This is a genomic window from Bordetella tumulicola (assembly GCF_965138755.1).
GTDB classification, from domain to species: Bacteria; Pseudomonadota; Gammaproteobacteria; order Burkholderiales; family Burkholderiaceae_B; genus Bordetella_A; species Bordetella_A tumulicola.
Window position 1 is genome coordinate 131,909 of sequence record NZ_CBCSFP010000007.1, and the last position, 24,461, is coordinate 156,369.

General features: G+C 61.3%; 24 protein-coding genes, 1 tRNA gene and 1 pseudogene. 19 read left to right on the forward strand and 7 right to left on the reverse strand.

Annotated elements, in window-relative coordinates:
- The first annotated feature begins 39 nt into the window (after window positions 1–39).
- The 16 genes and pseudogenes from ACNAZS_RS17765 (at window position 40) to ACNAZS_RS17840 (ending at window position 16,337) form a co-directional block, all read left to right on the forward strand.
- On the forward strand, window positions 40–561 hold the full coding sequence (locus ACNAZS_RS17765) for a S26 family signal peptidase (RefSeq protein ID WP_415791710.1): 522 nt from the start codon (window positions 40–42) through the stop codon (window positions 559–561).
- Between the two features lie 381 nt (window positions 562–942).
- Window positions 943–2,946, forward strand: a complete 2,004-nt coding sequence (locus ACNAZS_RS17770; RefSeq protein ID WP_460475328.1) for a DUF3363 domain-containing protein — start codon at window positions 943–945, stop codon at window positions 2,944–2,946.
- Window positions 2,947–3,186: 240 nt separating this feature from the next.
- On the forward strand, window positions 3,187–4,101 hold the full coding sequence (locus tag ACNAZS_RS17775) for a LysR family transcriptional regulator (protein ID WP_415791712.1): 915 nt from the start codon (window positions 3,187–3,189) through the stop codon (window positions 4,099–4,101).
- A gap of 348 nt (window positions 4,102–4,449) precedes the next feature.
- Window positions 4,450–6,468 carry a conjugal transfer protein TraG gene (locus ACNAZS_RS17780; protein ID WP_415791714.1) on the forward strand — a complete coding sequence of 673 codons (2,019 nt, stop codon included), beginning with the start codon at window positions 4,450–4,452 and terminating at the stop codon, window positions 6,466–6,468.
- Entirely contained in the window at window positions 6,465–6,929 is a 465-nt protein-coding gene (locus tag ACNAZS_RS17785) for a CopG family transcriptional regulator (RefSeq protein WP_415791717.1), read from the forward strand. The genes ACNAZS_RS17780 and ACNAZS_RS17785 overlap by 4 nt, the downstream gene beginning before the upstream one ends.
- Window positions 6,919–7,893 (forward strand): P-type conjugative transfer ATPase TrbB, encoded by a 975-nt coding sequence (gene trbB, locus ACNAZS_RS17790; protein ID WP_415791719.1) that lies wholly within the window; start codon window positions 6,919–6,921, stop codon window positions 7,891–7,893. Before ACNAZS_RS17785 ends, trbB begins: the two co-directional genes overlap by 11 nt.
- Window positions 7,890–8,252 (forward strand): TrbC/VirB2 family type IV secretion system protein, encoded by a 363-nt coding sequence (locus ACNAZS_RS17795; RefSeq protein ID WP_415791721.1) that lies wholly within the window; start codon window positions 7,890–7,892, stop codon window positions 8,250–8,252. The genes trbB and ACNAZS_RS17795 overlap by 4 nt, the downstream gene beginning before the upstream one ends.
- Window positions 8,249–8,521, forward strand: coding sequence for a conjugal transfer protein TrbD (locus ACNAZS_RS17800; RefSeq protein ID WP_415791723.1), 273 nt, complete (start codon window positions 8,249–8,251; stop codon window positions 8,519–8,521). The genes ACNAZS_RS17795 and ACNAZS_RS17800 overlap by 4 nt, the downstream gene beginning before the upstream one ends.
- A gap of 7 nt (window positions 8,522–8,528) precedes the next feature.
- Window positions 8,529–10,981 (forward strand): annotated as a pseudogene (gene trbE / locus ACNAZS_RS17805) (conjugal transfer protein TrbE).
- Complete coding sequence (gene trbJ / locus ACNAZS_RS17810) at window positions 10,978–11,697, forward strand: P-type conjugative transfer protein TrbJ (protein WP_415791726.1); 720 nt, start codon at window positions 10,978–10,980, stop codon at window positions 11,695–11,697. The pseudogene trbE and the gene trbJ overlap by 4 nt, the downstream one beginning before the upstream one ends.
- A 10-nt stretch (window positions 11,698–11,707) precedes the next feature.
- Window positions 11,708–11,908, forward strand: a complete 201-nt coding sequence (locus tag ACNAZS_RS17815; RefSeq protein WP_415791728.1) for a hypothetical protein — start codon at window positions 11,708–11,710, stop codon at window positions 11,906–11,908.
- Window positions 11,905–13,176 carry a P-type conjugative transfer protein TrbL gene (gene trbL / locus ACNAZS_RS17820; RefSeq protein WP_415791730.1) on the forward strand — a complete coding sequence of 424 codons (1,272 nt, stop codon included), beginning with the start codon at window positions 11,905–11,907 and terminating at the stop codon, window positions 13,174–13,176. The genes ACNAZS_RS17815 and trbL overlap by 4 nt, the downstream gene beginning before the upstream one ends.
- Before the next feature lie 9 nt (window positions 13,177–13,185).
- Window positions 13,186–13,881, forward strand: coding sequence for a conjugal transfer protein TrbF (trbF, locus tag ACNAZS_RS17825; RefSeq protein WP_415791732.1), 696 nt, complete (start codon window positions 13,186–13,188; stop codon window positions 13,879–13,881).
- A complete protein-coding gene (gene trbG / locus ACNAZS_RS17830; RefSeq protein ID WP_415791734.1) occupies window positions 13,878–14,873 on the forward strand; it encodes a P-type conjugative transfer protein TrbG in 996 nt (331 codons plus the stop codon). Before trbF ends, trbG begins: the two co-directional genes overlap by 4 nt.
- Entirely contained in the window at window positions 14,870–16,120 is a 1,251-nt protein-coding gene (locus ACNAZS_RS17835) for a TraB/TrbI/VirB10 family type IV secretion system protein (protein WP_415791736.1), read from the forward strand. The genes trbG and ACNAZS_RS17835 overlap by 4 nt, the downstream gene beginning before the upstream one ends.
- Before the next feature lie 4 nt (window positions 16,121–16,124).
- Window positions 16,125–16,337: a DUF2274 domain-containing protein gene (locus tag ACNAZS_RS17840; RefSeq protein WP_415791738.1), complete on the forward strand. Its 213-nt coding sequence runs from the start codon at window positions 16,125–16,127 to the stop codon at window positions 16,335–16,337.
- Between the two features lie 141 nt (window positions 16,338–16,478).
- On the opposite strand, the gene ACNAZS_RS17845 is transcribed toward ACNAZS_RS17840, so the two are convergent.
- Together ACNAZS_RS17845 and ACNAZS_RS17850 are read right to left on the reverse strand one after the other, a co-directional pair.
- Entirely contained in the window at window positions 16,479–16,664 is a 186-nt protein-coding gene (locus ACNAZS_RS17845) for a hypothetical protein (RefSeq protein ID WP_415791740.1), read from the reverse strand.
- Window positions 16,665–16,695: 31 nt separating this feature from the next.
- Entirely contained in the window at window positions 16,696–16,980 is a 285-nt protein-coding gene (locus tag ACNAZS_RS17850) for a DUF3892 domain-containing protein (RefSeq protein ID WP_415791742.1), read from the reverse strand.
- Between the two features lie 132 nt (window positions 16,981–17,112).
- Here ACNAZS_RS17850 and ACNAZS_RS17855 point away from each other — a divergent pair, with 132 nt between their 5' ends.
- The 3 genes from ACNAZS_RS17855 to ACNAZS_RS17865 all read left to right on the forward strand — a co-directional run bounded on the left by ACNAZS_RS17855 (window position 17,113) and on the right by ACNAZS_RS17865 (window position 18,712).
- Complete coding sequence (locus ACNAZS_RS17855; protein ID WP_415791744.1) at window positions 17,113–17,472, forward strand: helix-turn-helix domain-containing protein; 360 nt, start codon at window positions 17,113–17,115, stop codon at window positions 17,470–17,472.
- Window positions 17,469–18,344, forward strand: a complete 876-nt coding sequence (locus ACNAZS_RS17860; RefSeq protein ID WP_415791746.1) for an ImmA/IrrE family metallo-endopeptidase — start codon at window positions 17,469–17,471, stop codon at window positions 18,342–18,344. Before ACNAZS_RS17855 ends, ACNAZS_RS17860 begins: the two co-directional genes overlap by 4 nt.
- Before the next feature lie 98 nt (window positions 18,345–18,442).
- Window positions 18,443–18,712: a helix-turn-helix transcriptional regulator gene (locus ACNAZS_RS17865; RefSeq protein ID WP_415791748.1), complete on the forward strand. Its 270-nt coding sequence runs from the start codon at window positions 18,443–18,445 to the stop codon at window positions 18,710–18,712.
- A gap of 154 nt (window positions 18,713–18,866) precedes the next feature.
- Here ACNAZS_RS17865 and ACNAZS_RS17870 read toward each other — a convergent pair.
- From ACNAZS_RS17870 to ACNAZS_RS17890, 5 genes are all read right to left on the reverse strand, one after another.
- Window positions 18,867–18,942, reverse strand: a tRNA-Lys gene (locus ACNAZS_RS17870).
- Between the two features lie 110 nt (window positions 18,943–19,052).
- A complete protein-coding gene (locus ACNAZS_RS17875; RefSeq protein WP_415791750.1) occupies window positions 19,053–21,449 on the reverse strand; it encodes an AsmA family protein in 2,397 nt (798 codons plus the stop codon).
- Between the two features lie 154 nt (window positions 21,450–21,603).
- Window positions 21,604–22,614 carry a Bug family tripartite tricarboxylate transporter substrate binding protein gene (locus tag ACNAZS_RS17880; RefSeq protein WP_415791752.1) on the reverse strand — a complete coding sequence of 337 codons (1,011 nt, stop codon included), beginning with the start codon at window positions 22,612–22,614 and terminating at the stop codon, window positions 21,604–21,606.
- A 78-nt stretch (window positions 22,615–22,692) separates the two neighbouring features.
- Window positions 22,693–23,646 carry an SMP-30/gluconolactonase/LRE family protein gene (locus tag ACNAZS_RS17885; protein WP_415791754.1) on the reverse strand — a complete coding sequence of 318 codons (954 nt, stop codon included), beginning with the start codon at window positions 23,644–23,646 and terminating at the stop codon, window positions 22,693–22,695.
- Complete coding sequence (locus tag ACNAZS_RS17890) at window positions 23,630–24,430, reverse strand: SDR family NAD(P)-dependent oxidoreductase (RefSeq protein ID WP_415791756.1); 801 nt, start codon at window positions 24,428–24,430, stop codon at window positions 23,630–23,632. The genes ACNAZS_RS17885 and ACNAZS_RS17890 overlap by 17 nt, the downstream gene beginning before the upstream one ends.
- Window positions 24,431–24,461: the final 31 nt, after the last annotated feature.

Consider the following 24,461-nt stretch of genomic DNA (forward strand, 5'->3'; position numbering starts at 1 on the left):
CGTCTGGAGCGCACGATGCAGCCACGGAGAAGGCGACGGATGTCGCAGATCGGATTGCTTGTTTGCATGACGGCGGGCCTGGCGGCGCTCTTCGCGCCTGCCATGCTATCCCGACATGGGCGAGCGGCACCGCGTCTGGTGTTCAATGTCAGCGATAGCGCGCCGCGCGGTTTCTACGCCGTCTCCACGCTACCGGTCGCGCGCGGCGATTACGTTGTCGCGCGCTTGCCGGCGGCGATGGCCGCACTCGCCGCCGAACGGCGCTACCTGCCTGCCAACATCCCGCTCTTGAAGCATGTCGCGGCCATGTATGGCGATCACGTTTGCGTGCGCAATGGCATGGTGCGGGTCAACGGGAAAGTCCTGGCTTTGACGTTAACGCACGACAGCCAAGGCCGGCTGCTTACGTCCTGGGTGGGCTGCCGGATACTGACCGAAAGCGAATGGTTCCTGTTGAGCACCGACAATGCGGCGTCGTTCGACAGTCGCTATTTCGGGCCAGTCCCGCGCGCGGCGGCCTACGGCCGGGCCGCGCCCGTCTGGACCTGGACGACGCCATGAGATCGGTACATCCGTCGACACACGGGCTGTCCTCATCCGTGCAGCCGGCTCGCCGAACGGGCTGCGTATCGTTCGACGCCGTGGATGCGCGCAACGTGCGTTCCGACGTGCAGCCGGCTTGCCCGTGGGCGGGTTTTCCCACGTCGCCAAGACCGCCTGGCCTATGCTCATCGCAGCGGTGTGTCGACCCACGCGCCGGCCCCGGTGTCGACCGATCGGTAAGCGAGCCGCCAGGGACTGGGAGCGAGGTTCACGGCAACGTCAAAGGCGGGGGCAAGATAAAAGGGCCAGCACGTGGTTGGCCGCAAAGCCTTGTCTGCACGGGGGGAGAGACGGCACGCAGCGTTGCAGCGTGGGTGCCGTCCTGGGGTGCAATCGCGCATGAATGCAGCGTTTGCCACGTGCCATCCACGCCTGGATACGCCGGGGTCATTTGGAGCAGGCATCATGGCGATCCGCGATGAAGACCGTTTCCAGCCACGTCCCGCTCCACCCAAGGGCGGCGGTAAGGATGGTGGGCAACGCTTTGTCTCGCAGGTGCTGCGCCAGGTGTCGCGCACCGGGCCGGCCCGCGCCGGAACCACGGCGCGGCGTGGCGGCTCGGCTTTTTGGCGCGGCAGGGTAGCGGCCCGTTTTGCCGCGGCTCAGCCTTCGCCGCGCAGCCGGCGGGTGATCATTAAGTCGCGCTTTGTATTGGTCAAGGCCGGCGGCGAAGGCATCGGCCGGCACCTGCGCTACCTCCAGCGCGACGGCGTTACGCGGGAGGGCGAACCTGGCCGCGCCTATGGCGCCGACACCGACGACGCCGATACCCGCGGATTCGAGATCAGAAGCCAGGGTGATCGACACCAGTTCCGCTTCATTGTATCGGCCGAGGACGCGGAGGAGCTGGGCGGACTGCGCGACTTCACCCGCGCGCTGATGCGAAAGATGTCGATCGATCTGGAGACTCGTCTCGATTGGGTGGCAGTCGATCATTGGGATACCGATAATCCCCATACGCACATTGTCCTGCGCGGTCGGGATGACAACGGGAAAGACCTGGTGATAGCTCCCGATTACCTCGGTCACGGCATGCGTGCGCGAGGCTCCGAAATCGTCACGGAATGGCTTGGCCCGCGGACCGAGCGCGAGATCCAGCAAAGCCTGGTCCGCGAGGTGGGGCAGGAGCGGTTCACGACACTTGACCGGACGCTACTGCGGCATGCCGTGGCCGGCATGGTGGACCTTGCCGCGATACGGGTAGATAGCGGCGACCAGTCGATACTGCGTGGCCGCTTGCGGCATCTGTCGGACCTGGGCCTGGCGAATCCGCTTGACCCGACCCGCTGGCAACTGGATGAGCGGATGGAGGAGACGCTGCGCAGCCTGGGCGAACGCGGTGACATCATCCGCACGCTGCACCGGGCAATGCGTGGCGAGGCGCGAGAATGGGTGATCCATGAACCAGGTCGGAACGAGGCGCCTATCGTTGGGCGGGTTGCCGGCAAGGGGCTAGCCGACGAATTGCATGACACAGGCTATCTGGTCATCGACGCGGTGGACGGTCGGGCGCATTACGTGCGTCTGCCATCCATGACGGAACTGGCCGACTATCCTTTGGGCGGCATCGTCGCAGCCCAGTCTGCGCCGGCCAGCGCTGCGGATCGAAACATCGCCGCCGTAGCGCGCGACGGTATCTACCGCACGTCCGACCACCTTACCCAAGTACGCACTCGCGATAGCGACCCCGACCGCGTTGTCAAATCTCATGTACGACGCCTGGAAGCGTTGCGCCGTGCCGGCATGGTGGAGCGCATCGACGATGGGGTCTGGAGAATCCCGCAGGATCTGACGCAGCAAGGTCAGGTCTTTGACATAAAGCGCACGGGCGGTTTGACCATCGAGTTGCGTTGCCACCTGCCGCTAGTGCGACAGGTACAAGCGATGGGTGCAACTTGGCTGGACACGCAACTGATCGCCGGCGGCAAAGAACTGTCCTCGTCGGCCTTTGGCGCCAAGGTGCGCGAAGCGATGTGGCATCGGGCGGATTTTTTGGTGCGGGAAGAATTGGCCGAGCGGCGCGGACAGCGCTTGACGCTGGCGCGCAATCTGCTGCAAACCCTACGTGATCGAGAATTGGCTCAGACAGCCGCAACGATCATGACCGAGACTGGACTCAGCTACAAACCTGTCGGCGAACATGGTCGCGCCCACGGGGTGTACAAGCGATCGTTGCAGCTTGTCAGTGGCCGTTATGCCTTGCTGAACGATGGCCTCGGATTCAGCTTAGTGCCCTGGCGACCGGTAGTCGAACAACGGCTAGGGCAATCAATATCAGCGACCATACAGGCGGGCCGTGTGACGTGGGAGTTTGGACGGAAGTTGGGACCGTCGATTGGTTAAATCGAAATTTCCGCCTTCATCGTGGGTTTGGAAGCACCATGACAGAGTGCTGTCGATACAAAAATTCGAACAAGACACCATTAGCCACGCAGTATTTGGATACGCCATTCCTTGCAGAAATGTAATGTGGCAGTCCGCATCTTGTTGGTTTTCGGCGGCTAGAGTCTGAGGTTTGCACCCCAGAATCTTCGATAAGAGAAGGTTCTACTCTAAGAACTCGCAACGATATTAAGAAGAACAGTGAGAATTCGCTATCTGCGCTATTTCGTGGTGGTGGCTGAGGAACGGAATTTCCATCGCGCAGCGGAGCGACTGCATATGGATCAGTCACCCTTGTCGCGTGCGATTAAGACATTGGAGGATGAGTTAGGCGCACGATTGTTTGAACGTACACAGCGGGGTAGCAGTATTACTCCTGCCGGAGAGGTGTTGCTGGAAGACGCGCGTCGCATCTTGGTGGCTTATGACCTGGCCAGGCAAAATGTGCGAGAAGCCTGCCACAAATTCCAGCATCGCCTACGTGTCGGCCTATCTGGTATGACTGTTGGCCTAGCACATCCCAATCTGACTTCGCTCCTAGCCTATCATCGTCACGCATCGTCAACGATTGATTTGGTCGTCACTGAATGCGACTACGGCGCCATGCTGCGTGAGGTACGCGATGGCCTGTTGGATGTCGGCATTACGCTTGGCGGCGTACATGCTGACGACTTGGTTGTGCATCGTTTGTGGGATGATCCGATCTTGGGGGTGATCGCGGCCAATCATCAATTGGCCGATCGCAAGAGTGTGACGCTCGCCGACATGTTGGCGCACCCATTGGTGATCTGCCAACCTCAAAATGATGCGGCAGTTAGCGAACGTCTACGCGAATTGATCCACCAGAGCGACCCCCCACCAAGGGTGGGCCATTATGCTTCGAGCATCACTGGCATGTTGACGCTTGTAGCCGCCGGGTTCGGGGTTAGTTTTATCGCGCGCGCGCACGCCAATATGTTGAAATGGGAAGATGTTCGTTTCGTACCTTTGATAGACGCCGCTGCCGTGTTTTCAACGTGTGCGATCCGCCGCCCCGGTGGGATGAGCGCGCCCCTGCGGAATCTGCTTGATAGAGCTAAGACCTCATGTGGCGACGCCACTATTGCCACAGCATAGAAGGTGCTTGAATTAGAGTTTGCTCGAATCGTCTCAAGTATTGCAATTTCAGTCTTTGACTTGTTTTACTGCATTGACGATTATCAATACTGATCGTTTCCCTTCTCGCGCCTGATTGCCCCTACGTCCGTCGCGGAAACGTTCTCTCGGCCTGGATACTACGTCCCGCCGCCACCCCAACAAGAAAGTTTGTCGCGCGCGGATTGCGTGCTGGACAAACCATTACCGATTCACTGCGCTGGACCACGCCCGAGCGGGTTTTGAATCCAGCGACAGGAGACGAGACTGACGACGTGTTGATGCGGCACGCCCATGACGGCGTGCGCGGCACGTGCGCAGGAGGTCGGAATGGCGGACAAGGTGTCGGCGGTGTCGCTGCATACGGGCGTGCTCTTCGGGCAGATCGTGGTGGTCTGCGCGATCACGTTGGCTTGTCTCTGGTTTGCCACGCAATGGACCGCGGCAGCGCTGGGCTATTCACCACGCCTGGGTACGCCATGGCTGGTCTGGGGCGCTATGCCTATCTACCCGCCTTGGCAACTCTTTCTCTGGTGGTACATCTATGAGGCGTATGCGCCGGATGTGTTCATGCACGGTGGCGCCATCGCAGCAACCGGCGGTCTCTTATCCGCAGGCGCTGCAATTGGCATGTCTGTCCATCGGGCGCGGCAAACGCGGCGTGTCACGACCTACGGTTCGGCGCGCTGGGCGACCTACGACGAAATCGTCAAGACGGGGTTGACGGGCTCGGCCGGCGTATTCCTCGGCCGATTCAAGCATAAAGGCGAACAACACTATTTGCGTCACGAAGGGCCGGAGCATGTCATGGCCTTTGCCCCGACCCGCTCCGGCAAGGGGGTCGGCCTGGTCGTCCCCAGCCTCTTGACCTGGCCCGGTTCGGTCGTGGTCCATGACATCAAGGGCGAGAACTGGACACTGACGGCCGGTTGGCGAGCGCGATTCTCGCACTGCCTGCTGTTCAACCCGACCGACACCCGCTCAGCCGCGAACAATCCCTTGCTGGAAGTGCGGCGCGGCACGCATGAAGTGCGCGACGTGCAGAACATTGCCGACATCCTGGTAGACCCGGAAGGCGCGCTAGAGCGCAAGAATCATTGGGAGAAGACCAGTCATGCACTGTTGGTGGGCACCATCTTGCATGTGCTCTATGCGGGGTCGGACAAGACGCTACGGGGCGTCGCAGCGGCACTATCCGATCCGGCCCGAACTTTCGAGGCAACCCTGCGAGCCATGATGGTCACGCGCCATCTGGACGATGGACCGCATCCAGTCGTGGCCTCCGCTGCGCGCGAGGTGTTGAATAAATCGGACAACGAGCGCTCCGGCGTCCTGTCGACCGCCATGTCGTTCCTCGGGTTGTACCGTGATCCGACCGTCGCGGCCGTCACGTCGCGCTGCGACTGGCGCATAGCCGATCTGCTCGATGCGCGGCATCCCGTTTCGCTGTACCTAGTGGTGCCGCCATCGGATATCAGCCGCACGAAACCGCTGGTACGCCTGCTCTTGAACCAGATCGGCCGGCGCTTGACCGAATCGCTCGATGGCTCCGACGGGATCGCGCGGCGCCACAAGCTCTTGCTGATGCTCGACGAGTTCCCGGCGCTGGGACGCCTGGATTTTTTCGAATCTACGCTGGCCTTTATGGCGGGCTATGGCTTGCGCGCCTTCCTGATCGCTCAATCGCTGAACCAGATCGAGAAGGCCTACGGCCCGAACAACTCGATTCTGGACAACTGCCATGTGCGCGTTGCCTTCGCTTCGAACGACGAACGCACGGCCAAACGAATCTCCGATGCGCTGGGCACGGCCACCGAGCTGCGCGCCCAGCGCAACTACGCCGGGCACCGGCTCTCGCCCTGGCTGGGCCACCTGATGGTGTCCCGACAGGAGACGGCACGGGCGCTACGTACCCCTGGCGAGATCATGCAACTGCCGGTGGATGAGGAAATCGTGATGGTGTCGGGCCAGGCGCCGATTCACGCCGCCAAGCTGCGCTACTACGAGGACGTAAATTTTACGAAGCGGGTCATGGATCCCCCGGTCCTGTCCGGCACGACGTATCGGGACCGGCCAGCTGCTCGCACAGATGACTGGACCGGGTTGGTGTTGCCTCAGCCGGTCGATGGCGTGGATGATGGCACGGCTGACTATGCGGAGGAGGAAGGCGGGTTGCGGCGTGAGCCTGACTTGGATGTCGAGGTCGACACGCTAGTACCGGATGGGGGTACTGACCTGGACTTCCTGGACGACGACGATGCGCCAGTCCTGCCCATCCGGCCAGACCGCCGCCTGCAGCGTGCCGCCCGGCTGGCCGCGCTCGATCCCGACGACGGGATACCGCTATGAGCCGTGCGCGCCTGAACTTGTTTATTCAGCCCGAGCACGCCCGCCGCCTGGACGAGTTGGCGGTGCATCGCGGCGTGTCCAAGTCATCCATCGTGGCGGCCGCTCTGGCGTCCTTCCTGTCGCCTGACGCAGGAGACCAGCGCGAGGCGGCCCTAGCGCGCCGGCTGGACCGGCTGTCGCGGCAATTTGACAAGCTTGACCGCGACCAGAACATCCTGATCGAGACGATGTCGCTCTACGTCCGGTATTTCCTGACGGTCTATCCCGCCATGCCGGAGGCGCAGCAAGATGCGGCACGGGCGCAGGGCAAGCAGCGTTTTGCGCAGTTCGTCGATCAATTGGCCCGCCACTTGCAGCGCGGCCACAGCCTCGTGCGCGAAGTACATGAGGAATGGTTCCCGGCGCCGCAGGACGACCCGGACGCGCAGGATGCCGAAGACGGAGGCCGCCATGTCTCATGACGCCGACGGGCTAGCTCGCCAGCGCAGTTTGGACATGTTGCGTACGGCCATGGGACCGGAGATCGCCGCCGCACTCAGCGACCCGGATGTCGTGGAGATCATGCTGAACCCAGATGGCCGGCTGTGGCTGGATCGGCACAGCCAGGGCCGTGCGCCGGTGGGCGTCACGCTATCCGCGGCGGACGCCGAGCGGATCATCCGACTGGCCGCCGCCTCGGTGCGGCTCGAAGTCCATCGGGACCGGCCGCTGCTGTCGGCCAAGCTTCCCCTCAATGGCGAGCGCTTCGAGGGTGTGCTGCCGCCGCTGGTCTATGCGCCCACATTCTGCATACGCAAGCAGGCCGTCAGCATCTACCGACTGGATGACTATGTGGCAAGCGGGATTCTTGACGCGGGGCACGCCGATTACCTGCGCGTCGCGGTGCGTGATCGCTCGAACATCGTGATCGCGGGCGGCACGGGCTCAGGCAAGACAACTTTTGCGAACGCGCTGCTCGATGAAATCGCCGAGGACGGCGACCGGATCGTGATTCTGGAAGATACGGGCGAACTGCAATGCCGCAATGAAGATCGCGTGCAGCTTTGCACGTTGCCCGGCATCGCGAGCATGGCCGACCTGGTGCGCTCCACGCTGCGCCAGCGGCCCGACCGGATCATCGTCGGAGAAGTCCGTGGTGCCGAAGCGCTGGATCTGTTGAAGGCGTGGGGAACCGGCCATCCAGGCGGCGTTACCACGTTGCACGCCAACTCCGCCTATGGCGCCCTGGTGCGCTTGGAGCAACTCACACAAGAGGCGGTGAGTGTACCGCCGCGCGCCCTGATCGCCAGCACCGTCAACGTCATCGTTTTTCTCTCTGGCCGCGGACAAGCCCGCCAGGTCAAGGAGATCGCGCGCGTGGTCGGCATTGATGGCGAGCGATACCACCTTGAGCCGATAGCCCTCACCGCAGGAGAAACCGCATGACTAACCCCAAGCTCACCTTGTCGCCGTTGCCCTCGTCGCTGGACCAGGCGCGAACATTCATCCGCCGTCACGGCTGGGTATTGTTGCTCGCTGCCGTCTTGACTGTGCAGGTTCACGCAGCCGGTTCCAGTATGCCGTGGGAGGCCCCGCTGGAATCCATCCTGGAATCGGTACAGGGGCCGGTTGCGCGCATCGTGGCCGTCATCATCATTGTCGTCACTGGATTGACGCTCGCATTTGGCGATACCAACGGGGGTTTTCGTCGGCTGATTCAGATCGTATTCGGCCTGTCCATTGCGTTTGCCGCCTCGTCATTCTTCATGACGTTCTTCCAGTTCTCCGGCGGGGCGCTGGTATGAACGAGCGCGCTGGACTCCCTGAAGGCTTCGAGGCGCCGCTGCATCGCGCTTTGACCGAACCAATCCTGTTGGGCGGCGCGCCGCGCACCGTGGCGATCGCCAACGGAACGCTGGCCGCCGCCATCGGCCTGGGACTGCAACTCTGGCTGCCCGGCTTTGTCTGCTGGTTCGCGGGTCACATGCTCGCGGTCTGGGGCGCGCGCCTGGATGTGCAATTCATGCCGGTATTCCTGCGCCATGTAAAGCATCCCTCGGTACTGGACGTGTGAGGCTGCCATGCTCAATCTCATCGAATATCGCAAGCGTCCGACATTGCTCGCCGACTGGCTGCCCTGGGCAGGCCTAGTGGCCGACGGTGTCGTGTTGAACAAGGACGGCGGCTTTCAGCGCACGATGAAATTTCGCGGGCCTGATCTGGACAGCGCAACCAGCACAGAGTTGGTGGCGGTCACGGCGCGGCTGAACAATGCGCTCAAGCGCTTCGGATCGGGCTGGGCCTTGTTTGTTGAAGCCGACAGGCGCGATGCGGCGGACTATCCCAGTTCCTCTTTCCCAGATGGATTGTCCTGGCTGATCGACGAGGAACGGCGCGCCGCGTTCGAGGAGTCTGGCTCACACTTCGAGAGTGCTTATTACCTGACCATCGTATGGCTGCCGCCTGAGGAAACGCGGGCGCGCGCGGCCAAGCTGCTGTACGAGAACCAGCCCCGGCGCGGCGTGGATTGGAAGGAGCGTTTGGACAGCTTCCTGGCCGAGACGCAGCGCTTCTTCGGCCTGCTCGATGGCGTCATGCCCGAGATCGCCTGGCTCGATAGCAGGGAGACCTTGACGTACCTGCACGGCGCGATTTCGACGCGCCGGCATCCGGTCGTTGTGCCCGAGGTGCCGTTTCATATCGACAGCCTTTTGGCCGATGCACCGCTGATAGGCGGTCTCGCGCCCATGCTGGGCAATCAGCACCTGCGGGTGCTGTCGGTGCGTGGGTTCCCCACCTCGACCTGGCCGGGCTTGTTGGATGAGCTAAACCGGCTTGGCTTCGCGTATCGCTGGACGACCCGCTATCTCTTTCTCGACAAAAGCGAAGCCGAGTCGGAACTGACACGGTTGCGCCGGCAATGGTTTGCCAAAAGAAAGAGCATCGTGGCGATGTTACGGGAAACACTTTCCCAGCAGGAAAGCCCGCTGGTCGACACCGATGCTGACAACAAGGCGGCGGATGCCGATGCCGCCTTGCAGGAGCTGGGAGCCGACGATGTGGCGTATGGCTATCTGACCTCCACCGTCGTCGTGATGGATCTCGACCCGACGGTAGCCGATGACAAGCTGCGTTTGGTCGAACGCGCGATTCAAGGCAGGGGCTTCGTGACCTGATGGAAACACTCAACGCCGTCGAAGCCTGGTTGTCGTCGCTGCCGGGCCACGCTTACGCCAACGTGCGTCAGCATCTGGTGTCCACCGTGAACCTGGCGCACATGATGCCGGTATCGGCCGTCTGGGCCGGCCAGGAACGCAACGTGCACCTGGATGGACCGCCGCTGATCGTTACGCGCACCGACGGTGCCACACCTTTCCGGCTCGTACCGCACATCGGCGATGTGGGCCACACGCTGATCGTCGGTCCGACCGGCGCCGGCAAGTCGGTGCTGTTGGCGATGCTCGCCTTGCAGTTCCGCCGCTATGCCGGTTCGCGCGTCTTTGTGTTCGAGATGGGCCGCTCACTGCGTGCCTCGCTACTTGGGTTGGGCGGCGAGTATTACGACCTGGGCATGGATGCCGACATGGCGTTTCAGCCGCTGGCCCACATCGACCAGTACGGCTACCGGAGCTGGGCAGCAGAGTGGGTCGAAGGCCGGATCATCCAGGAAGGCATCACGGTGGGTCCGGACGAAAAGGCCGCCATCTGGTCGGCGCTGGGCAGTCTCGCCAGCGCGCCAGTGGCACAGCGCACCTTGACGGGCCTGTCGGCGTTGCTGCAATCGAACCGGTTGCGCCAAGCCTTGGCCCCTTACGTCCTGGGTGGCGCGCATGGGCGGCTGCTCGACGCCGACCACGACCGGCTGGGCAGCGCGGACGTGCAAGGCTTCGAGATGGAAGAGCTGATGCACAGCAAGGCCGCCGCCCTCGCTGTCCTGCAATATCTCTTCGCCCGGCTCGAAGCGCGGTTCGACGGCACCCCGACCCTCTTGATTCTGGACGAGGCCTGGCTCTTTCTCGACGATCCGGTATTCGCCGCGCGCTTGCGCGAATGGCTCAAGACGCTGCGCAAGAAGAACGTCAGCGTCGTATTCGCCACGCAATCGCTGGCCGACATCCGGGACTCCAGCATCGCGCCGGCCATCATCGAAAGCTGCGCGAGCCGGATCTTCCTTGCCAACGCCCAAGCCATGGAGCCACAAATCCGCTCGATCTACGAAGGTTTCGGGCTGAATGCCCGGCAGATCGAGATCGTCGCGCACGCCGTGCCCAAACGCGACTACTACTACCAATCTCGGCTGGGCAACCGCGTCTTCGACTTGGGTCTGGGCGAGGTGGCCCTGGCCTTTGCCGGGGCATCCACGCCGGCTGACCAGCGCGCGATCGATGCCATCACCGCGCAGGCCGGGCATGAACATTTCGCGGCCGCGTGGCTGCGCCATCGTGGCCTCGGCTGGGCCGCTGAATTGGCCGATGGGTTTGTCCCGCAGGCAGTGCCTGCACCGTTGTTCCATCCTGAGGAGATCTTGCCATGAAACGCCTGCTTGTCCCCGCGGTGCTATGCGCCGCTCTGGCCGCGCATCCCGCGCACGCCCTGACCGTGTTCGATCCGACGAATTTCTCCCAAAACATTCTGACGGCCGCGCGCACTTTGGAGATGATCAACAACCAAATCCGCCAGCTCCAGAACGAAGCGCAGATGCTCACGCACGACGCGATGAACCTGACGGGCCTGGATTTCAACGCGATCAGCCGGTTGCGCACGTCGCTGTCGTCGACCACCACCCTGATGAACCAGGCGCGCGGTCTGACCTTCGACGTGTCACGGGCCGAGGCGGAGTTCGCCCGACTCTATCCCGCGCAGTACGACGCGACGATCAGTAATGATGCGATGGCGCAGGATGCCCGCGAGCGATGGAGCCAGTCGCTCGACGCCTTGCGCACCACCGCCAATGTCCAGTCCCAGGCTGTGCAGAACCTGGGGGACGACGAAGGCGTGTTGTCCGATCTGGTGCAGCAGAGCCAATCGGCCGTGGGAGCCTTGCAGGCCACCCAAGCGACGAATCAACTCCTGGCCCTGCAAGCCAAGCAATCGATCCAGCACCAGCAATTGCAGATCGCGCAGGACCGCGCGATGGTACTGGATCGAGCCCAGGAGGCGGCCGAGGAAGCCCGCGCACAAGAGGTCCGCCGGCGCTTTTCCCGCGACCGTGCCAACTACACCCCGCAACCCGTGCAGTTTTATCAATGAGGAGATCCGCATGATCTATCGCTGGATGATTGCCGCCCTGTGTGGCGTGATGCTGGCCGGCTGCGGCAAGGAAGAGCCGCAGCCGCCTGCCGCCGCACCGGCTGCCGATGACGCCACCGTCACGCAGGACGCTCAGAAGCGGCGGCAGCGTTTCCAAGGCGACGGCAAGGCGCAATACACGCCCTACGAGGCGCCACGCGCTCAGCCATGAACGACCTGGCCATCATCGACCGCTTCACGGACGTCTATTCCCGCTACATCGATAGCGGGTTCGGCCTCCTGGGCGGCGAGGTCAGCTTTCTCACAGCTACGCTGGTCGTCATCGACATGACGCTGGCGGGCCTTTTCTGGGCGATGGGCGGCCACGATGACATCCTCAGCAAGCTCATCAAAAAGACACTGTATGTCGGCGCCTTCGCCTACATCATCGGCAACTTCAATGCGCTGGCTGGCATCATCTTCCGCTCGTTCGCGGGATTGGGCCTGGTGGCCTCCGGATCGACCATTACGGTAGCGCAACTACTGCAACCGGGGCGACTGGCGCAAGTCGGGGTCGATACGGCGGCACCGCTGTTGGCGGAGGTCGGGAGGCTGTCGGGTTTCACGTCGATCTTTGCAAACTTCGAAATTGTTGTCGTGCTGCTACTGGCCTGGGTGATCGTGGTTTTGAGCTTTTTCGTCGTGGCGATTCAGCTCTTCATCACGCTGATCGAGTTCAAGCTGACTACGCTCGCCGGCTTCGTGCTGGTGCCGTTCTCCCTGTGGAACAAGACATCGTTTCTTGCCGAAAAGGTGCTGGGTAATGTCATTGCCGCCGGCATCAAGGTCTTGGTACTGGCCGTCATCGTCGGCATCAGCACGCTAGTTTTCAACGACTTCAGGACAGGCATCAGTCCCGAGCCGACGCTCGATGAAGCGGCAGCTGTCGTCCTGGCTTCGCTTGCGATGCTGGGGCTGGCGATTTTTGGGCCGGGCATAGCGACTGGGCTGGTATCCGGTGCGCCGCAGCTAGGCGCGGGCGCCGCGGCCGGCACGGCCATGGGTGTGGCCGGTGTCGCCGCAGCGGGCACAGCGCTGGCAGGTGCCGGGCTGCGTGGCGGCATGGGTGGTGCTCGCGCTGCCGCCTCGATGGCGAGCGGCGCCCGGCAGGCGTATGCCGCCGGCGCAGCAGGCAAGTCCGGTTTAAGCGCGGCGGCGGCGGGCTTGGGTGCCGTTGCCCGCGCTGGCGCTTCGGCTGCCCAGGAGCGGATGACCCCAGGTGGCAAAGCCTCGGGAGGTGGCAATGCTGCACCTCCTTCCCACCACAGCGATTCCGCGCGAGGCGCGGGTGAACCAGGCGGGCCGCCCGCCTGGGCCAAACGGGCACAAAGTCGGCAGCAGGCCACGCATGGCGTAACGCTGGCCGCCCACACGCTACGCGCGGGCGATGGCGGCGGGGGCAGCAGCCCCAGCCCGCGTTTGCATGATGATTCGAACTAGGAGAGCGCGATGCGATTTCGGCGACCGTCGGTGAAGTACTCCGCCACACCCGAACCCGTGACTCCGTACCAGAGAGCGGCACAGGTTTGGGATGACCGGCTGGGCAGCGCGCGTGTTCAGGCCAAGAATTGGCGCCTGATGGCTTTCGGGTGCTTGCTATTGGCGATGGGATCGATGAGCGCCTATGTATGGCGCTCCACCCAATCCCTGGTAACGCCCTATGTCGTCGAGGTCGAGACATCCGGCCATGTCCGCGCCGTTGGCAAAGCTACCATGCCCTACACGCCCACCGACGCGCAGATCGCCTATGACCTGGCGCGGTTCGTCGGCAATGTCCGTTCGATTTCGCTTGATCCCATCATCGTCCGGCAGAACTGGCTGCAGGCCTACGCCTATACGACCACACGGGGTGCTGCGTTCCTCAACGAATACGCGCGGGCAAATGATCCTTTCACCAAAATCGGCAAGCAGACCGTGACCGTGGAAGTGGCGAGCGTCGTTCGGGCCAGCGATCGGTCGTTCCAGGTGCAGTGGAGCGAGCGCGCTTACGTCAACGGCTCGCTCGCCACGACCGAGCAATGGACGGCGATTCTCACCATCGTGCTGCAGCCGCCCAATACCGAAGAGAAGCTGAAAAAAAACCCACCCGGTATCTATGTCGATGGCATCAGTTGGAGCCGGCAACTTGGAGGCAATACACCATGAAAGCCTTTTCCCCTTGGATGATTCTCGCGGCGTCGGCGGCGCTCGCCGGCTGCGCCGCGCGGGGCACGCCACCGCCCACGATTTCGCTGGACGAACCCGTGGCCGTATCCGCACCCGTGGCAATTCCCGAGCCGGCCAAGCCGGTCGAGATCGTGCCGGTGCCAACGCCGTTGCCTTTGCCGGGGCAGCTCAAGCCGATAGAGGACCCGCAGCCTAAGCCGCAGCCGGTCAATCCGGCCTCATCGATTGCGCAAGCCAACCAAGAAGCACGGATGGCGCCGACTCGCGACGGCTTCATCAACGCCATTCAAGTGTGGCCATATTCAGATGGCGCGCTCTATCAGGTCTACGCCAGTCCGGGCCGCGTAACGCTGATCTTGCTGCAACCAGGTGAAAAGTTGATCGATATTTCGGCGGGCGACACGGTGCGCTGGATCGTGGGCGACTCAACCAGCGGAAGCGACGCCAAGTTGCGCGCCAACCTGCAGGTCAAACCCATTCGCCCGGGCCTGAAAACCAATCTGGTCGTGACGACCGATCGACGTATCTACCTGCTGGAGTTGACGTCCACCGAATCGGCCTGGATGGCTTCCGTGTCTTGGGACTACCCGCAGGATCGCATGGAGGAATTGAAGAAGCAGGCCGAGCAGGCGCGAGCGACAACTCCCTTGGCCGCTGGGTTGTCGCTTGATCAACTACGGTTCCGATATGACATCACGGGCGATTCGCCCCCGTGGCGGCCGCTGCGAGCTTTTGATGACGGGCAGAAGGTGTATATCCAGTTTCCAGCCGCCATCGCCCAGGGCGAATTGCCGCCCTTGTTCCTGATCGGGCCGGACGGCGGCCTGCAACTGGTCAACCCGAGATATGTGGAGCCGTACTACATCGTCGATCGATTGTTTGGAGCGGTCGAACTGCGCCTGGGCGGTGACGACGCCAAGATCGTGCGCATCGAGCGCAACGACGTACAAACGAAGCGGAGCGGATCATGACGACCGACCACTCCGATGACGCCGAAGAGTCGCCGCCCAAGGTCGCTCCCGAATCGGTTGCGTTGCGCGCGACACCTCAACCAGTGACGAGGCTGAATCGCCGCACGCTGGCCATTCTGGTGGGCGGGGTATCAGCCATGGTGTTGGGCGCGACCATGTGGTCGCTACAACCGCAAAAGCGGCGCGCTGGCGCCTCCGAAGAACTTTACAACGTGGACAAGATTTCTCCGGCAGAGGGCCTGAACGCCTTGCCGCGCGATTACAGCCAGGTGCCGTCACCCGCACCGATGCCGGCGCCGCCCCTCGGGCCGCCGCTGCCGGGCGACCTGGGCCGGCCCATGCTGCGCGCCCAACAGGAAGCGGATCTGCGCCCGCATGGTGGACCGGACCCCGCCGAGGCTGAGCGGCTGGCGCGGTTGAAAGAGGCTCAGGACGCGGCCCGCGCGCCGATTTTCTACAAGGGTAGCAACCGAGGCAGCGCCCCGGCGGGCGTGCCGCCGTCGATGACTGCGCCTGGCACGACGGCACTGGCCGGCATGGGCGGCGACGCCGCCCCGGTTGATCCCCTGCAAACTCAGAACATGCAGGACAACAAAACGGCCTTCGCTGGCCAGGGCGCGCGAGCAACGCAGAGCACGCACCGCATGGAGGCGCCGCGCGGGCCGGACACATTGATGGCCGGTACCGTCATCGCGGCCGCGCTGGTCACGGGTATCAAATCGGATTTGCCAGGCGACATCATTGCCACCGTGACGGAGCCGGTCTACGACAGCGCGACGCATCAGCATGTCCTTGTCCCACAAGGCTCGCAGCTAATTGGCCGCTACAACAGCCGGGTAGCCTACGGGCAAAGTCGAGCGCAGGCGGTCTGGGAGCGGATCATTCTGCCGGACACGTCGTCGGTGACGCTCGACAACCTCGCGGCGATCGATCCAGCTGGTTATGCCGGCTTGGAGGATGACGTGGACTGGCATTGGGATCGAGTGCTGGCTGGCGCGGCGCTGACCACACTACTGGGCGTGGGGGCCGAGCTGGCCGCGCCGGAGAACCGCGTCGATGGCGATCGCATCATCATCGCGGGCCGCGATAGCGCTCAGGACAGCGTTAACCAGTTTGGCCAGGAGATGACTCGCCGGAACATGAACATTCAGCCGACACTTACAATCCGACCCGGCATGCCGGTGCGGGTGATCGTGAATCGGGACATCACGCTACGGCCGTACCGGCCAATTTTCATCAATAGGTGACGCGATGGCGAACAAGCTACGCCTTGGGCCGCTGCCCAAGCAGCAGGCCGTGAAAATGACTATCAGTCTATCGGCAACTTTGAGGGATGAATTGGAGCGATATGCGACCGAGCACACCCAGCTTTACGGTGAGAAGGTCAATGCTGAGGTGTTGATTCCGTACATGCTGGCGAGATTCATCGAGAGCGATCGGGGATTCAGACGCATGAAAAGTTAGGCGGAGATATGCCACGCTGCATTCCGAGACTACGGCGAGGTGACCCCTTTCCCCGGCAAGCTCCGGACATATCATTCAAGAGTTAAAGGTTTCGAGCAAAAAGGGCGGCCAAAGCCGCCCGGAAAAGCACTTCGCTATCCCTCATCGGTCGCTGGTGGGAGTTACCTTCACAGGTGTCCAGGCATGGCCGGGCTTGGTGGTCGGCGGCATCTGCCGGTTATCGGGAACAGTCGTGTAGTTCGGTTGCTTGCCGCCACGGGGTCCAACCTCTTGGTAGATCCCGCCTTTGTTTCCGGTGCTTTCACCGGGCTTCTTCGTCGTCGCCATGGAAACCTCCTTCTGGTCAGATTGGCGTTAGTTAGTTCAGGGGGCACTGGTTCAGCGACAACAGGTTGTTGTTCCACCGACCATCCGCGTAAGTGCGGACATAAGGGGCTTTCCCCGACTCGCGAACCACGCCGATATCAGCGCGCTTCCCGTTTTCTGGGTCCAACACGAAGAACGTGTTGGTCTTGGCCTCGATGCTTTCGATCACTTGCTCCCGCGTCCACGTCCAGCGCCCGGGGTTACCGAGATGCGTGATGTGTTCGTGAGTGCTTTGCGGATGTGGTTTCGTAATACAGGTTACTTGGGCGTCAGCCATGGCAGATTCCTTTCTGTGCTTGCCAGCGCCGGGAGCGTCATCTAGAATATGACGAATTCGTCAAGCCCCCGGCCAAAAGAGAGGCCCGAAGGGCCATGACGAACTAGTCAACACAAACTATACGGTATCGTCATGTCTCAGTCAACCCCCCTATCCCCAGCAGTTGTTTTTCAGGAGAGGTTGCGAACGGCGCGCGAGTATCGCGGCCTCAACCAAAGCCAATTGGCCGAAAAGGCCAACATGCAGTCCTCAGCGATTTCCCACTTTGAAACCGGAACGCGCAAGCCGTCCTTCGACAACCTCCGATACCTGGCCGATGCCCTCGATGTGACAACCGACTACCTTTTGGGCCGCGTTGCCGAATTCAAGGATCTAGCCGGGGCCGACAGGCTCCACCGTCACTACGAAGCCCTGGATGGGTCCGATCGTAAGATGGCAGACGATCTCATCACGATGCTCGCCAAACGCGCCGAAGATAAAGGAAAAAAATGAGCGCTGACCCCTACGCCTTTGCGTCACAAGCCGCAGAACAGATCGTCAAAGGCATGGGGGTTACGGCCCTTCCGATCAATCCGTGCACAATTGCAGAGAAGCGCGAAATCGTCGTTCAGGCTAAACCGGTCGAGGACAAAGGGTGCTCGGGAATGCTAGTCCGCCTGGGGAATGATTTCGCCATTGCCTATGCCACGCACCTGCAGAACGAAGGTTTCGAGAATTTCAGCATAGCCCATGAATTGGGGCACTACTTCATGCCTGGCCATGTCGAGGCCGTCATCCAGGGCGAGACCGGAATGCACCTCTCACGCGCGGGCTTTAACTCCGGCAACAAATATGAGGCCGAAGCCGATCGCTTCGCAGCGGGTCTACTGATGCCACGGCATTTGTTCTTTCCCGCCATTGACAGGGCTGGAGAGGGGCTCGCGGCGATCGAGGCTCTCGCGACCTTGTGTAAGACCTCCCTACATGCCACCGCTATCAGGTACACGCAATGCGCCCGCGATCCCGTCGCTATCATCGTCAGTCGCGGCGGAGTCATCGATCACTGCTTCATGTCCGAGGCGCTAAAACAACTTGATGGCATCGACTGGCTTAAGAAACGCGAAGGGGTACCACGCAATACCGCAACATTCGCGTTCAACCAAGTTCCTGCCAATGTTGAGCATGGAGTACGTCAGGAAGAGACCTCAAACCTCCAACACTGGTTTGGCGGCAAGCGCCACATTGAAATTAGCGAAGACGTAGTAGGGCTAGGCCGTTACGGAAAAACCCTGACAGTGCTCTACGGCATCGACCTTCCGGACCCCGAAGAAGAAGAGGATGAGAACAATCTTATCAAGTCCTGGACACCGCGCTTCAAGCGTTAAGGCGGTCGAGGTCGCGCTTTGCTTGACTACGCCCCTGCGGGTTTGGCATCGAGACCGCTTGAGGCAATCTGATCGGCCTGTACACACAGGAGTCAGCCATGCCTCATTTCGATCAGGACGATAGCCCATCGCACCGCCGACCGGCGTTCTACCGCATTGTCGACGTGCTACGCATTACTGCATTGAGCCGGGCGACGTTGTACCGGCGCATCGCGGACGGCAAATTTCCGCATCCGGTGCATTTGGGTGGGCGAGCATGCGGCTGGACACCCTCATCATTGCAAGCCTGGATTGACGACCCTCAGGGATATACCACTGAGCCACCTTGTCAGCCGAGGTCCCATTCTTTGGCGCGAAGGCCAGCATGATGAAGCGGAGCGCCACACGGTCAGTGGCTCGGCATCATAGCGTCTCGCCACGTCTCATTCATCCGACATGGAGAAATTTCGGACACATGTCGGACACGAAGAGGCTGGAAATAGAAAAGGACTTAGCGATTTCTCGCTAAGTCCTTGATATTTCTGGTGGGCTGTGAGTGGCTCGAACACTCGACCTACGGATTAAGAGTCCGCTGCTCTACCAACTGAGCTAACAGCCCGCTTGAACTTGGAACCCCTAAAAACTGACAGGCCCCAAGCAAGTGAGACGAAGATTATACATGCTTTTTTCAAGGCAGGTATCTTGCTTGGCGCGCGGAGCCCCATGGACTTACTTTTTCCCCTTCGCGGGCTCGCGTATTTGCTTCAGCATCGCACCGCACTGCTCGTCGGTCTCGCCGGAGCTTGGCGCGACCAATGCCAACAAACTGGCCACCGGTGTGAGCAGCACGCCTAGCGCCACTGCCCCTGCGCCACGGGCGACCAGGGGCAAGACCTGAACGCCAGCCTTCGGATCGGCAAACGTCCCCTCCACATACAAGGGAGAGCGCAACGAGAACAGCCGCACCCCTTTACTCTCGGGTGAAATATCCAGATCCAGGGTTTCGTTTTTGAAATTGACATTGCCCGCGATACTGACAATGGCGTTCTCCGTATCAAAGACGAAGACTTTCGGCGTCATGACGCCCTGCTTCATTTGCAGGTCGGCGGCACCGCAGTTGATCTTGACTTCTTCGTCGCCGAACAACTTGGTGATCACGTAGTTGCCGACATTCAGCCCGGCGATTTCCATCAGCCCTCTACTGATCACGCCATCATTGACCAGCACCGTGGCATTGCCATTGCCGGTGCCCAGCAACGCGGCCACCGAGTTGCCCGTGCCGCTTAAGGCAACGTCTCCGTTCAATTGGCCCAGCGCCTTTTTCATGGATTCGACATTGGGAAACAGCTGCTTTAAGCGCAGCCCGCGTACGCCGATCTTTGCGCGACCATCCATGGGGGTCTTGGCGCCATCCAGTTTCAGATTGGTGTTGATCGTGCCCCCAGCGAACCCAAAGCGCAGCGGATCCAGGGTCAACAATCCGTTGTCGAGCACCAGGTGTACGTCGAGTTTGCTGATAGGTTTTTTTTCGTCATAAATAATCCGATCAGCCGACAGCGCCACATCGGCATCCATGTCACGCCAACGATTTGTCCGAAACTCCTGCGTGGGCAGGACCTTGCCTGACGACCTTGCCTTATCGCTCTTCTCCTCTTTAGCGGCGGTCTTCTTCTGGTTGCCTGGCTGGACACCGATCAAAGGCCCTAGGTCCTGGAGTCGAAGCAAACGCGAACTCAGCTTGCCTGTGAGCTTGGGACGCGGCGCGCCGGCGCGAAATGTCATATCGCCGTGTAGATCGCTGGCGCCGACCTTGCCGTTGAAGTCTTGATAGTGAAAGACCGACCCCCCTTCGTTTTTCAGACGTGCCACCAGACGCCCGTCGGTGGAATAGCGGGGGGTATCGGGCAAAGTCACACCGGTCAAGGGATACAGGTCAGACATGCTGGCGCCCGAGAGTGCCAGACGCAGATCCAGGGCCCCGAGGTTCGCGGGATCGGTCAAGGTGCCTATCACGGCGATACGCGTTCTGCCGATGGATACGTCGGCCTGCAAGGGAAAAGGGCGATTGGGATCTTGCATGGCCAACATGCCGCCGATCTTGCCTTCCCCTTTTAGGGGTAGGTCCTTGTAGCGTCCATTTACGCTCCAGCCAAAGACGTAATCGTCCCGCACCGCGGCCTTCTTCGATACCGGCACCGGGGTTGCCGCCCCCTGAACACCATCCTCGCCACTGGCGGGCGGCTTAGCGGCCAGTGCTGCCCTGGTCGCGGCGTCAGGGGTCTTGTCCGCGTCAACGGGGGGCTTGGCGTCACTGGTTTTGTTAACGTCAGGCGTCTTCTGGGTATCAGCGACCTGCTTGGCGTCCGACGCTTTCTGAGTGTCAGGAGTCTGCTTGCTTTCGCCTGTCGTCTTGGCGTCGGCGGTTTTCTTGGCGTCGGCGGTCTTTTCTTTTTCAGACACCTGGCCCCCTGTGGCCTTTTCTTTCTTCTGCTCTTTCGACTCCTGCTGCTTTTCCTCATCCTTGCCGCCGCCGGCGATCGCTTCATATGGAATCGGCTTACCAAGTGGGTCAATTTTCGCCTGAACGTCGGCTTGTAGCGTTTCATCACGAAACGCAACTTTCCCTTGGTCAAAACCGATTTGATCGATATCGATCACCCAGGCAGAGGGCTCTGTCTCACCGCTGCCTTCTGGAAAGGTGAACAGCCAGTTCGTGCGCCCGTCTCTCAAACGCTCCAGATTCGCGCTCGGCCTGGTCAATTGAATATTGCGAATGACCACGCGTTGCGCCAATAGCGGCACCGGCGACAGGCTGAGTTCGGCACGCTTGAGCGTGACCATGTCGGGAAACTGTGCCCAGGGAGGATTGCCCACCGCGATGTCGTTGGCCGCCACATGTGGCCAAGGCACCCAGCCACGCCATCCTGGTTCGTCAGCCGAGCGCCGCCATTGAACGGTCAAGTCGCCATTGATGGCGAACGGTCGTCCGATGGCCTCGGAGACCTTCATGTTGATGGTGGGCTTGAGATAATTCCAATTGAAGAGCGCGATGCCGATAATCAGGGCCGCCACCAATAAAACGATGACGGCGCCCAATCCGATCACGACTTTTTTCGTTCGCGTCATGGCGCTCACTCCTTTGCCCGACCCGTCTCATGCAGCCCAGCTGTCCCTTTCCTTTTCAGGATATAGGCCGCGGAGGGAATCAATGCCTAAGAATGTATACGAATTTTTCTAAATCTACCTGACGCGACAACGGTGCTCCCTCTTCTTCAGTGCATTAGTTGTTGACGGTGATGTTTTCTTCACGGATCAAGTCGCCCCATTTTTTGGCATCGCCACGGACGATATCCGAAAAAGCCTGGGGTGTCGTGGGAGACAACTCAACGCCCGTTGACTCGGCGTAGGTTTTCATTTCAGGCGAGGCCAGCACCTTGGCGAACACGGCGTTCAACGAGTCGACCGTCGACGCAGGCGTGTCCTTTGGGGCAAAGACGCCATACCAGTTGTTAGCATAGACATTCGGAATACCCAACTCGTCAAAGGTGGGGACGTCGGGCAATACCGGCGAGCGCTTGGCCGCGGCAATGGCTAACGCCTTGACCTTGCCCGATTTGATATGCGGCATCAACCCGGACACGTCGCCGATAAAGCCCGCTACCTGACCACCGATGGTATCGGTGATGGCAGGCGCAGCCCCCTTGTAGGGCACATGCAGGATGTTGCCTTTTGTGGCCAGCTTGAGCTGAGCAATCGCCATGTGCGGCATGCTGCCGACCCCCGACGAGGCCATGGACAAGCCTTCGCCTTTGACTTGCTTGACGAAAGCCTGAGCGTCCACATAGGGGCTGTTGGGCCCCACTACCAGCACCTCGGGAACGGAGACCAACTGCGAGACGGGGAGGAAATCGTTGATGGGGTCGTAAATCAGCTTGGGATACAAGCCGGGATTGATCGAGATGGCCCCTACCGAACTCACAAACAACTTGTGGCCGTCAGGACGCGCGCGGGCCACATCGGTCGCGGCAATCGCGCCATTGCCACCGGGTTTGTTCTCGACGACCACGGGATGCTTTAGTTCTTTCTCTAGCTGCGCGGCGACAATGCGGGCCAGCGAGTCCGCAGGCCCGCCCGCAGGGAATGCGACAACCAGACTGGTGCTGTCTTGGGCATGTGCCCCGATAGCGGCGATGCCCAACGTCGTGGCGGCGATGCATTTGATCAAACGGCGAACGGGCGCGCGCAAGGTGGTCAGGCGCTTGGCGATGTGTGAATGGGATAGATGAAACACGGTGGTCTCCTGTCTGATTATGGTTTGCCGTCTGAGGTGCGGCGAGTTCGACAAAATGAAATGAACGTCAGACACGCCCTACAGGGTGGTCGCCCCTTGCGTGTTGACGTATAAGGAATAGATCGACGTGCATGACGCCATGAAAAGGCGGTTGCGGTGTTTGCCGCCAAAGCACAAGTTGGCGCAACGCTCAGGCAAGGCGATACGCCCAAGCAATTCACCCTGAGGGGAATACACACGAACACCGTCGAGTTCGGCGGATCCCATGCCCCAACCGCACCAAAGATTGCCTTCAATATCGACGCGAAAGCCATCGGGCGTACCGTCGGCCGCATCAAAGAGCACTCGAGATGCCTCCAGACGCCCGCCATCCTCGGTCACGTCGAACACCAGGATATTGCGCGGACGCGACCGGGACTCAATCACGTACAAGTGCCGCTCATCCGGCGAAAACGCCAGCCCGTTAGGGCCCTGGACGGTATCGCACACCAACGTTATATCGCTGCCGTCAGGGCTGATCCGATAAATCGCGGCGGGTAATTCCTGCTCCGCTTTCTCGCCCTGGTAATAACCGATGATGCCAAAGGGAGGATCGGTGAACCAGATCGACCCATCCGACTTTACGACGACATCGTTCGGCGAGTTCAACCGCTTGCCCTGGTATCGATCGGCCAATACCGTCACGCGGCCATCATGCTCGGTACGCGTCACGCGACGGCCCAGGTGCTCGCAGGTGATCAAGCGGCCCTGCCGGTCCCGGGTGTTGCCATTGGCATTGCCCGAACCATGACGCCAGACATGCGTTTGCTGACTGACCTCATCCCAGCGCATGATGCGATCATTGGAAACATCGCTCCAGAGTAAATAACGGCCGTCGCCAAACCATACCGGCCCCTCGGCCCAGCGACACCCCGTCGCCAAACGTTCGACGGCCGCGAGCGGCAACACAAGTTTCTCGAAACGCGGATCCAGCGTAATAACGGCGGGGTCGGGATAGCGGGTGGGCTGTGCCCCATCAATCGCAGCGTGCACTCATGCCTCCATCAACGACAATTTCCGTAGCGGTAATAAACCGCGCCTCGTCCGAGGCCAGAAACAAGGCGGCGTTGGCCGTGTCCATCCCGTCACCCATGAACGGCAACGGAATGCGCGACTGTCGCTGCGCCAACAACTGCTCTACATCGCCGCCCGCGCGTTGACCGGCCAGGCGTACTTCGACCATGGGGGTATGCATTTGCCCGGGGATCACCGTATTGCAACGAATATTCTGCTTGGCGTGCTCCACGGCCACGACGCGTGACAGCTGAATGACACCCGCTTTGGCGCTGGCGTAGCCGACCTGCGCCGAGCCGGTCCAGCGGATACCGGAAGTGGACGCAATGTTGACGATGACGCCACCCCCTTGGGCCTGCATCACGGGCAAGACATGTCGGCAACCGAGATACACGCTCTTCAAGTTAAAGTCGATCTGGCCATCCCACGCCGCCTCGTCTAAACCGACCGGACCGCCTTTGCGTGAACCGCCCACGTTATTGACCAGAATATCGACGCGGCCCAGCGATTCGACGCAGGCTTGCACCATCTCTTTCACCGCGTCGGTATCCGTCACATCGGCGCACCACGTGGAGATATCTCCCCCCGCTTCGCGCACCCGCTCAACCGTTTCCTTCATGGCGGACTCATCGCGGTCCACGGCAAAAACGCGTGCGCCCTCTTGCGCGAATCGATAGGCGATTGCGCGCCCATTTCCCCAACCCGGACCAACGCTCCCCGCGCCGGTGACGATAGCCACCTTGCCCTGTAAACGACCTGTCATGTTGTGTCTCTCGTAGTGTTGTTATGGCGTC

Excerpts from the sequence above, each read along its gene's own strand:
- ACNAZS_RS17850 (WP_415791742.1), bottom strand. The coding sequence starts at position 16,980 with ATGGCTGACGCCCAAGTAACCTGTATTACGAAACCACATCCGCAAAGC.
- ACNAZS_RS17785 (WP_415791717.1), top strand. The coding sequence starts at position 6,465 with ATGAGCCGTGCGCGCCTGAACTTGTTTATTCAGCCCGAGCACGCCCGC.
- trbF (WP_415791732.1), top strand. The coding sequence starts at position 13,186 with ATGCGATTTCGGCGACCGTCGGTGAAGTACTCCGCCACACCCGAACCC.
- ACNAZS_RS17860 (WP_415791746.1), top strand. The coding sequence starts at position 17,469 with ATGAGCGCTGACCCCTACGCCTTTGCGTCACAAGCCGCAGAACAGATC.
- ACNAZS_RS17815 (WP_415791728.1), top strand. The coding sequence starts at position 11,708 with ATGATCTATCGCTGGATGATTGCCGCCCTGTGTGGCGTGATGCTGGCC.
- ACNAZS_RS17780 (WP_415791714.1), top strand. The coding sequence starts at position 4,450 with ATGGCGGACAAGGTGTCGGCGGTGTCGCTGCATACGGGCGTGCTCTTC.
- ACNAZS_RS17835 (WP_415791736.1), top strand. The coding sequence starts at position 14,870 with ATGACGACCGACCACTCCGATGACGCCGAAGAGTCGCCGCCCAAGGTC.
- ACNAZS_RS17875 (WP_415791750.1), bottom strand. The coding sequence starts at position 21,449 with ATGACGCGAACGAAAAAAGTCGTGATCGGATTGGGCGCCGTCATCGTT.
- trbB (WP_415791719.1), top strand. The coding sequence starts at position 6,919 with ATGTCTCATGACGCCGACGGGCTAGCTCGCCAGCGCAGTTTGGACATG.
- trbL (WP_415791730.1), top strand. The coding sequence starts at position 11,905 with ATGAACGACCTGGCCATCATCGACCGCTTCACGGACGTCTATTCCCGC.
- ACNAZS_RS17800 (WP_415791723.1), top strand. The coding sequence starts at position 8,249 with ATGAACGAGCGCGCTGGACTCCCTGAAGGCTTCGAGGCGCCGCTGCAT.
- ACNAZS_RS17865 (WP_415791748.1), top strand. The coding sequence starts at position 18,443 with ATGCCTCATTTCGATCAGGACGATAGCCCATCGCACCGCCGACCGGCG.
- trbJ (WP_415791726.1), top strand. The coding sequence starts at position 10,978 with ATGAAACGCCTGCTTGTCCCCGCGGTGCTATGCGCCGCTCTGGCCGCG.
- trbG (WP_415791734.1), top strand. The coding sequence starts at position 13,878 with ATGAAAGCCTTTTCCCCTTGGATGATTCTCGCGGCGTCGGCGGCGCTC.
- ACNAZS_RS17795 (WP_415791721.1), top strand. The coding sequence starts at position 7,890 with ATGACTAACCCCAAGCTCACCTTGTCGCCGTTGCCCTCGTCGCTGGAC.
- ACNAZS_RS17855 (WP_415791744.1), top strand. The coding sequence starts at position 17,113 with ATGTCTCAGTCAACCCCCCTATCCCCAGCAGTTGTTTTTCAGGAGAGG.
- ACNAZS_RS17890 (WP_415791756.1), bottom strand. The coding sequence starts at position 24,430 with ATGACAGGTCGTTTACAGGGCAAGGTGGCTATCGTCACCGGCGCGGGG.
- ACNAZS_RS17845 (WP_415791740.1), bottom strand. The coding sequence starts at position 16,664 with ATGGCGACGACGAAGAAGCCCGGTGAAAGCACCGGAAACAAAGGCGGG.
- ACNAZS_RS17840 (WP_415791738.1), top strand. The coding sequence starts at position 16,125 with ATGGCGAACAAGCTACGCCTTGGGCCGCTGCCCAAGCAGCAGGCCGTG.
- ACNAZS_RS17765 (WP_415791710.1), top strand. The coding sequence starts at position 40 with ATGTCGCAGATCGGATTGCTTGTTTGCATGACGGCGGGCCTGGCGGCG.
- ACNAZS_RS17770 (WP_460475328.1), top strand. The coding sequence starts at position 943 with ATGAATGCAGCGTTTGCCACGTGCCATCCACGCCTGGATACGCCGGGG.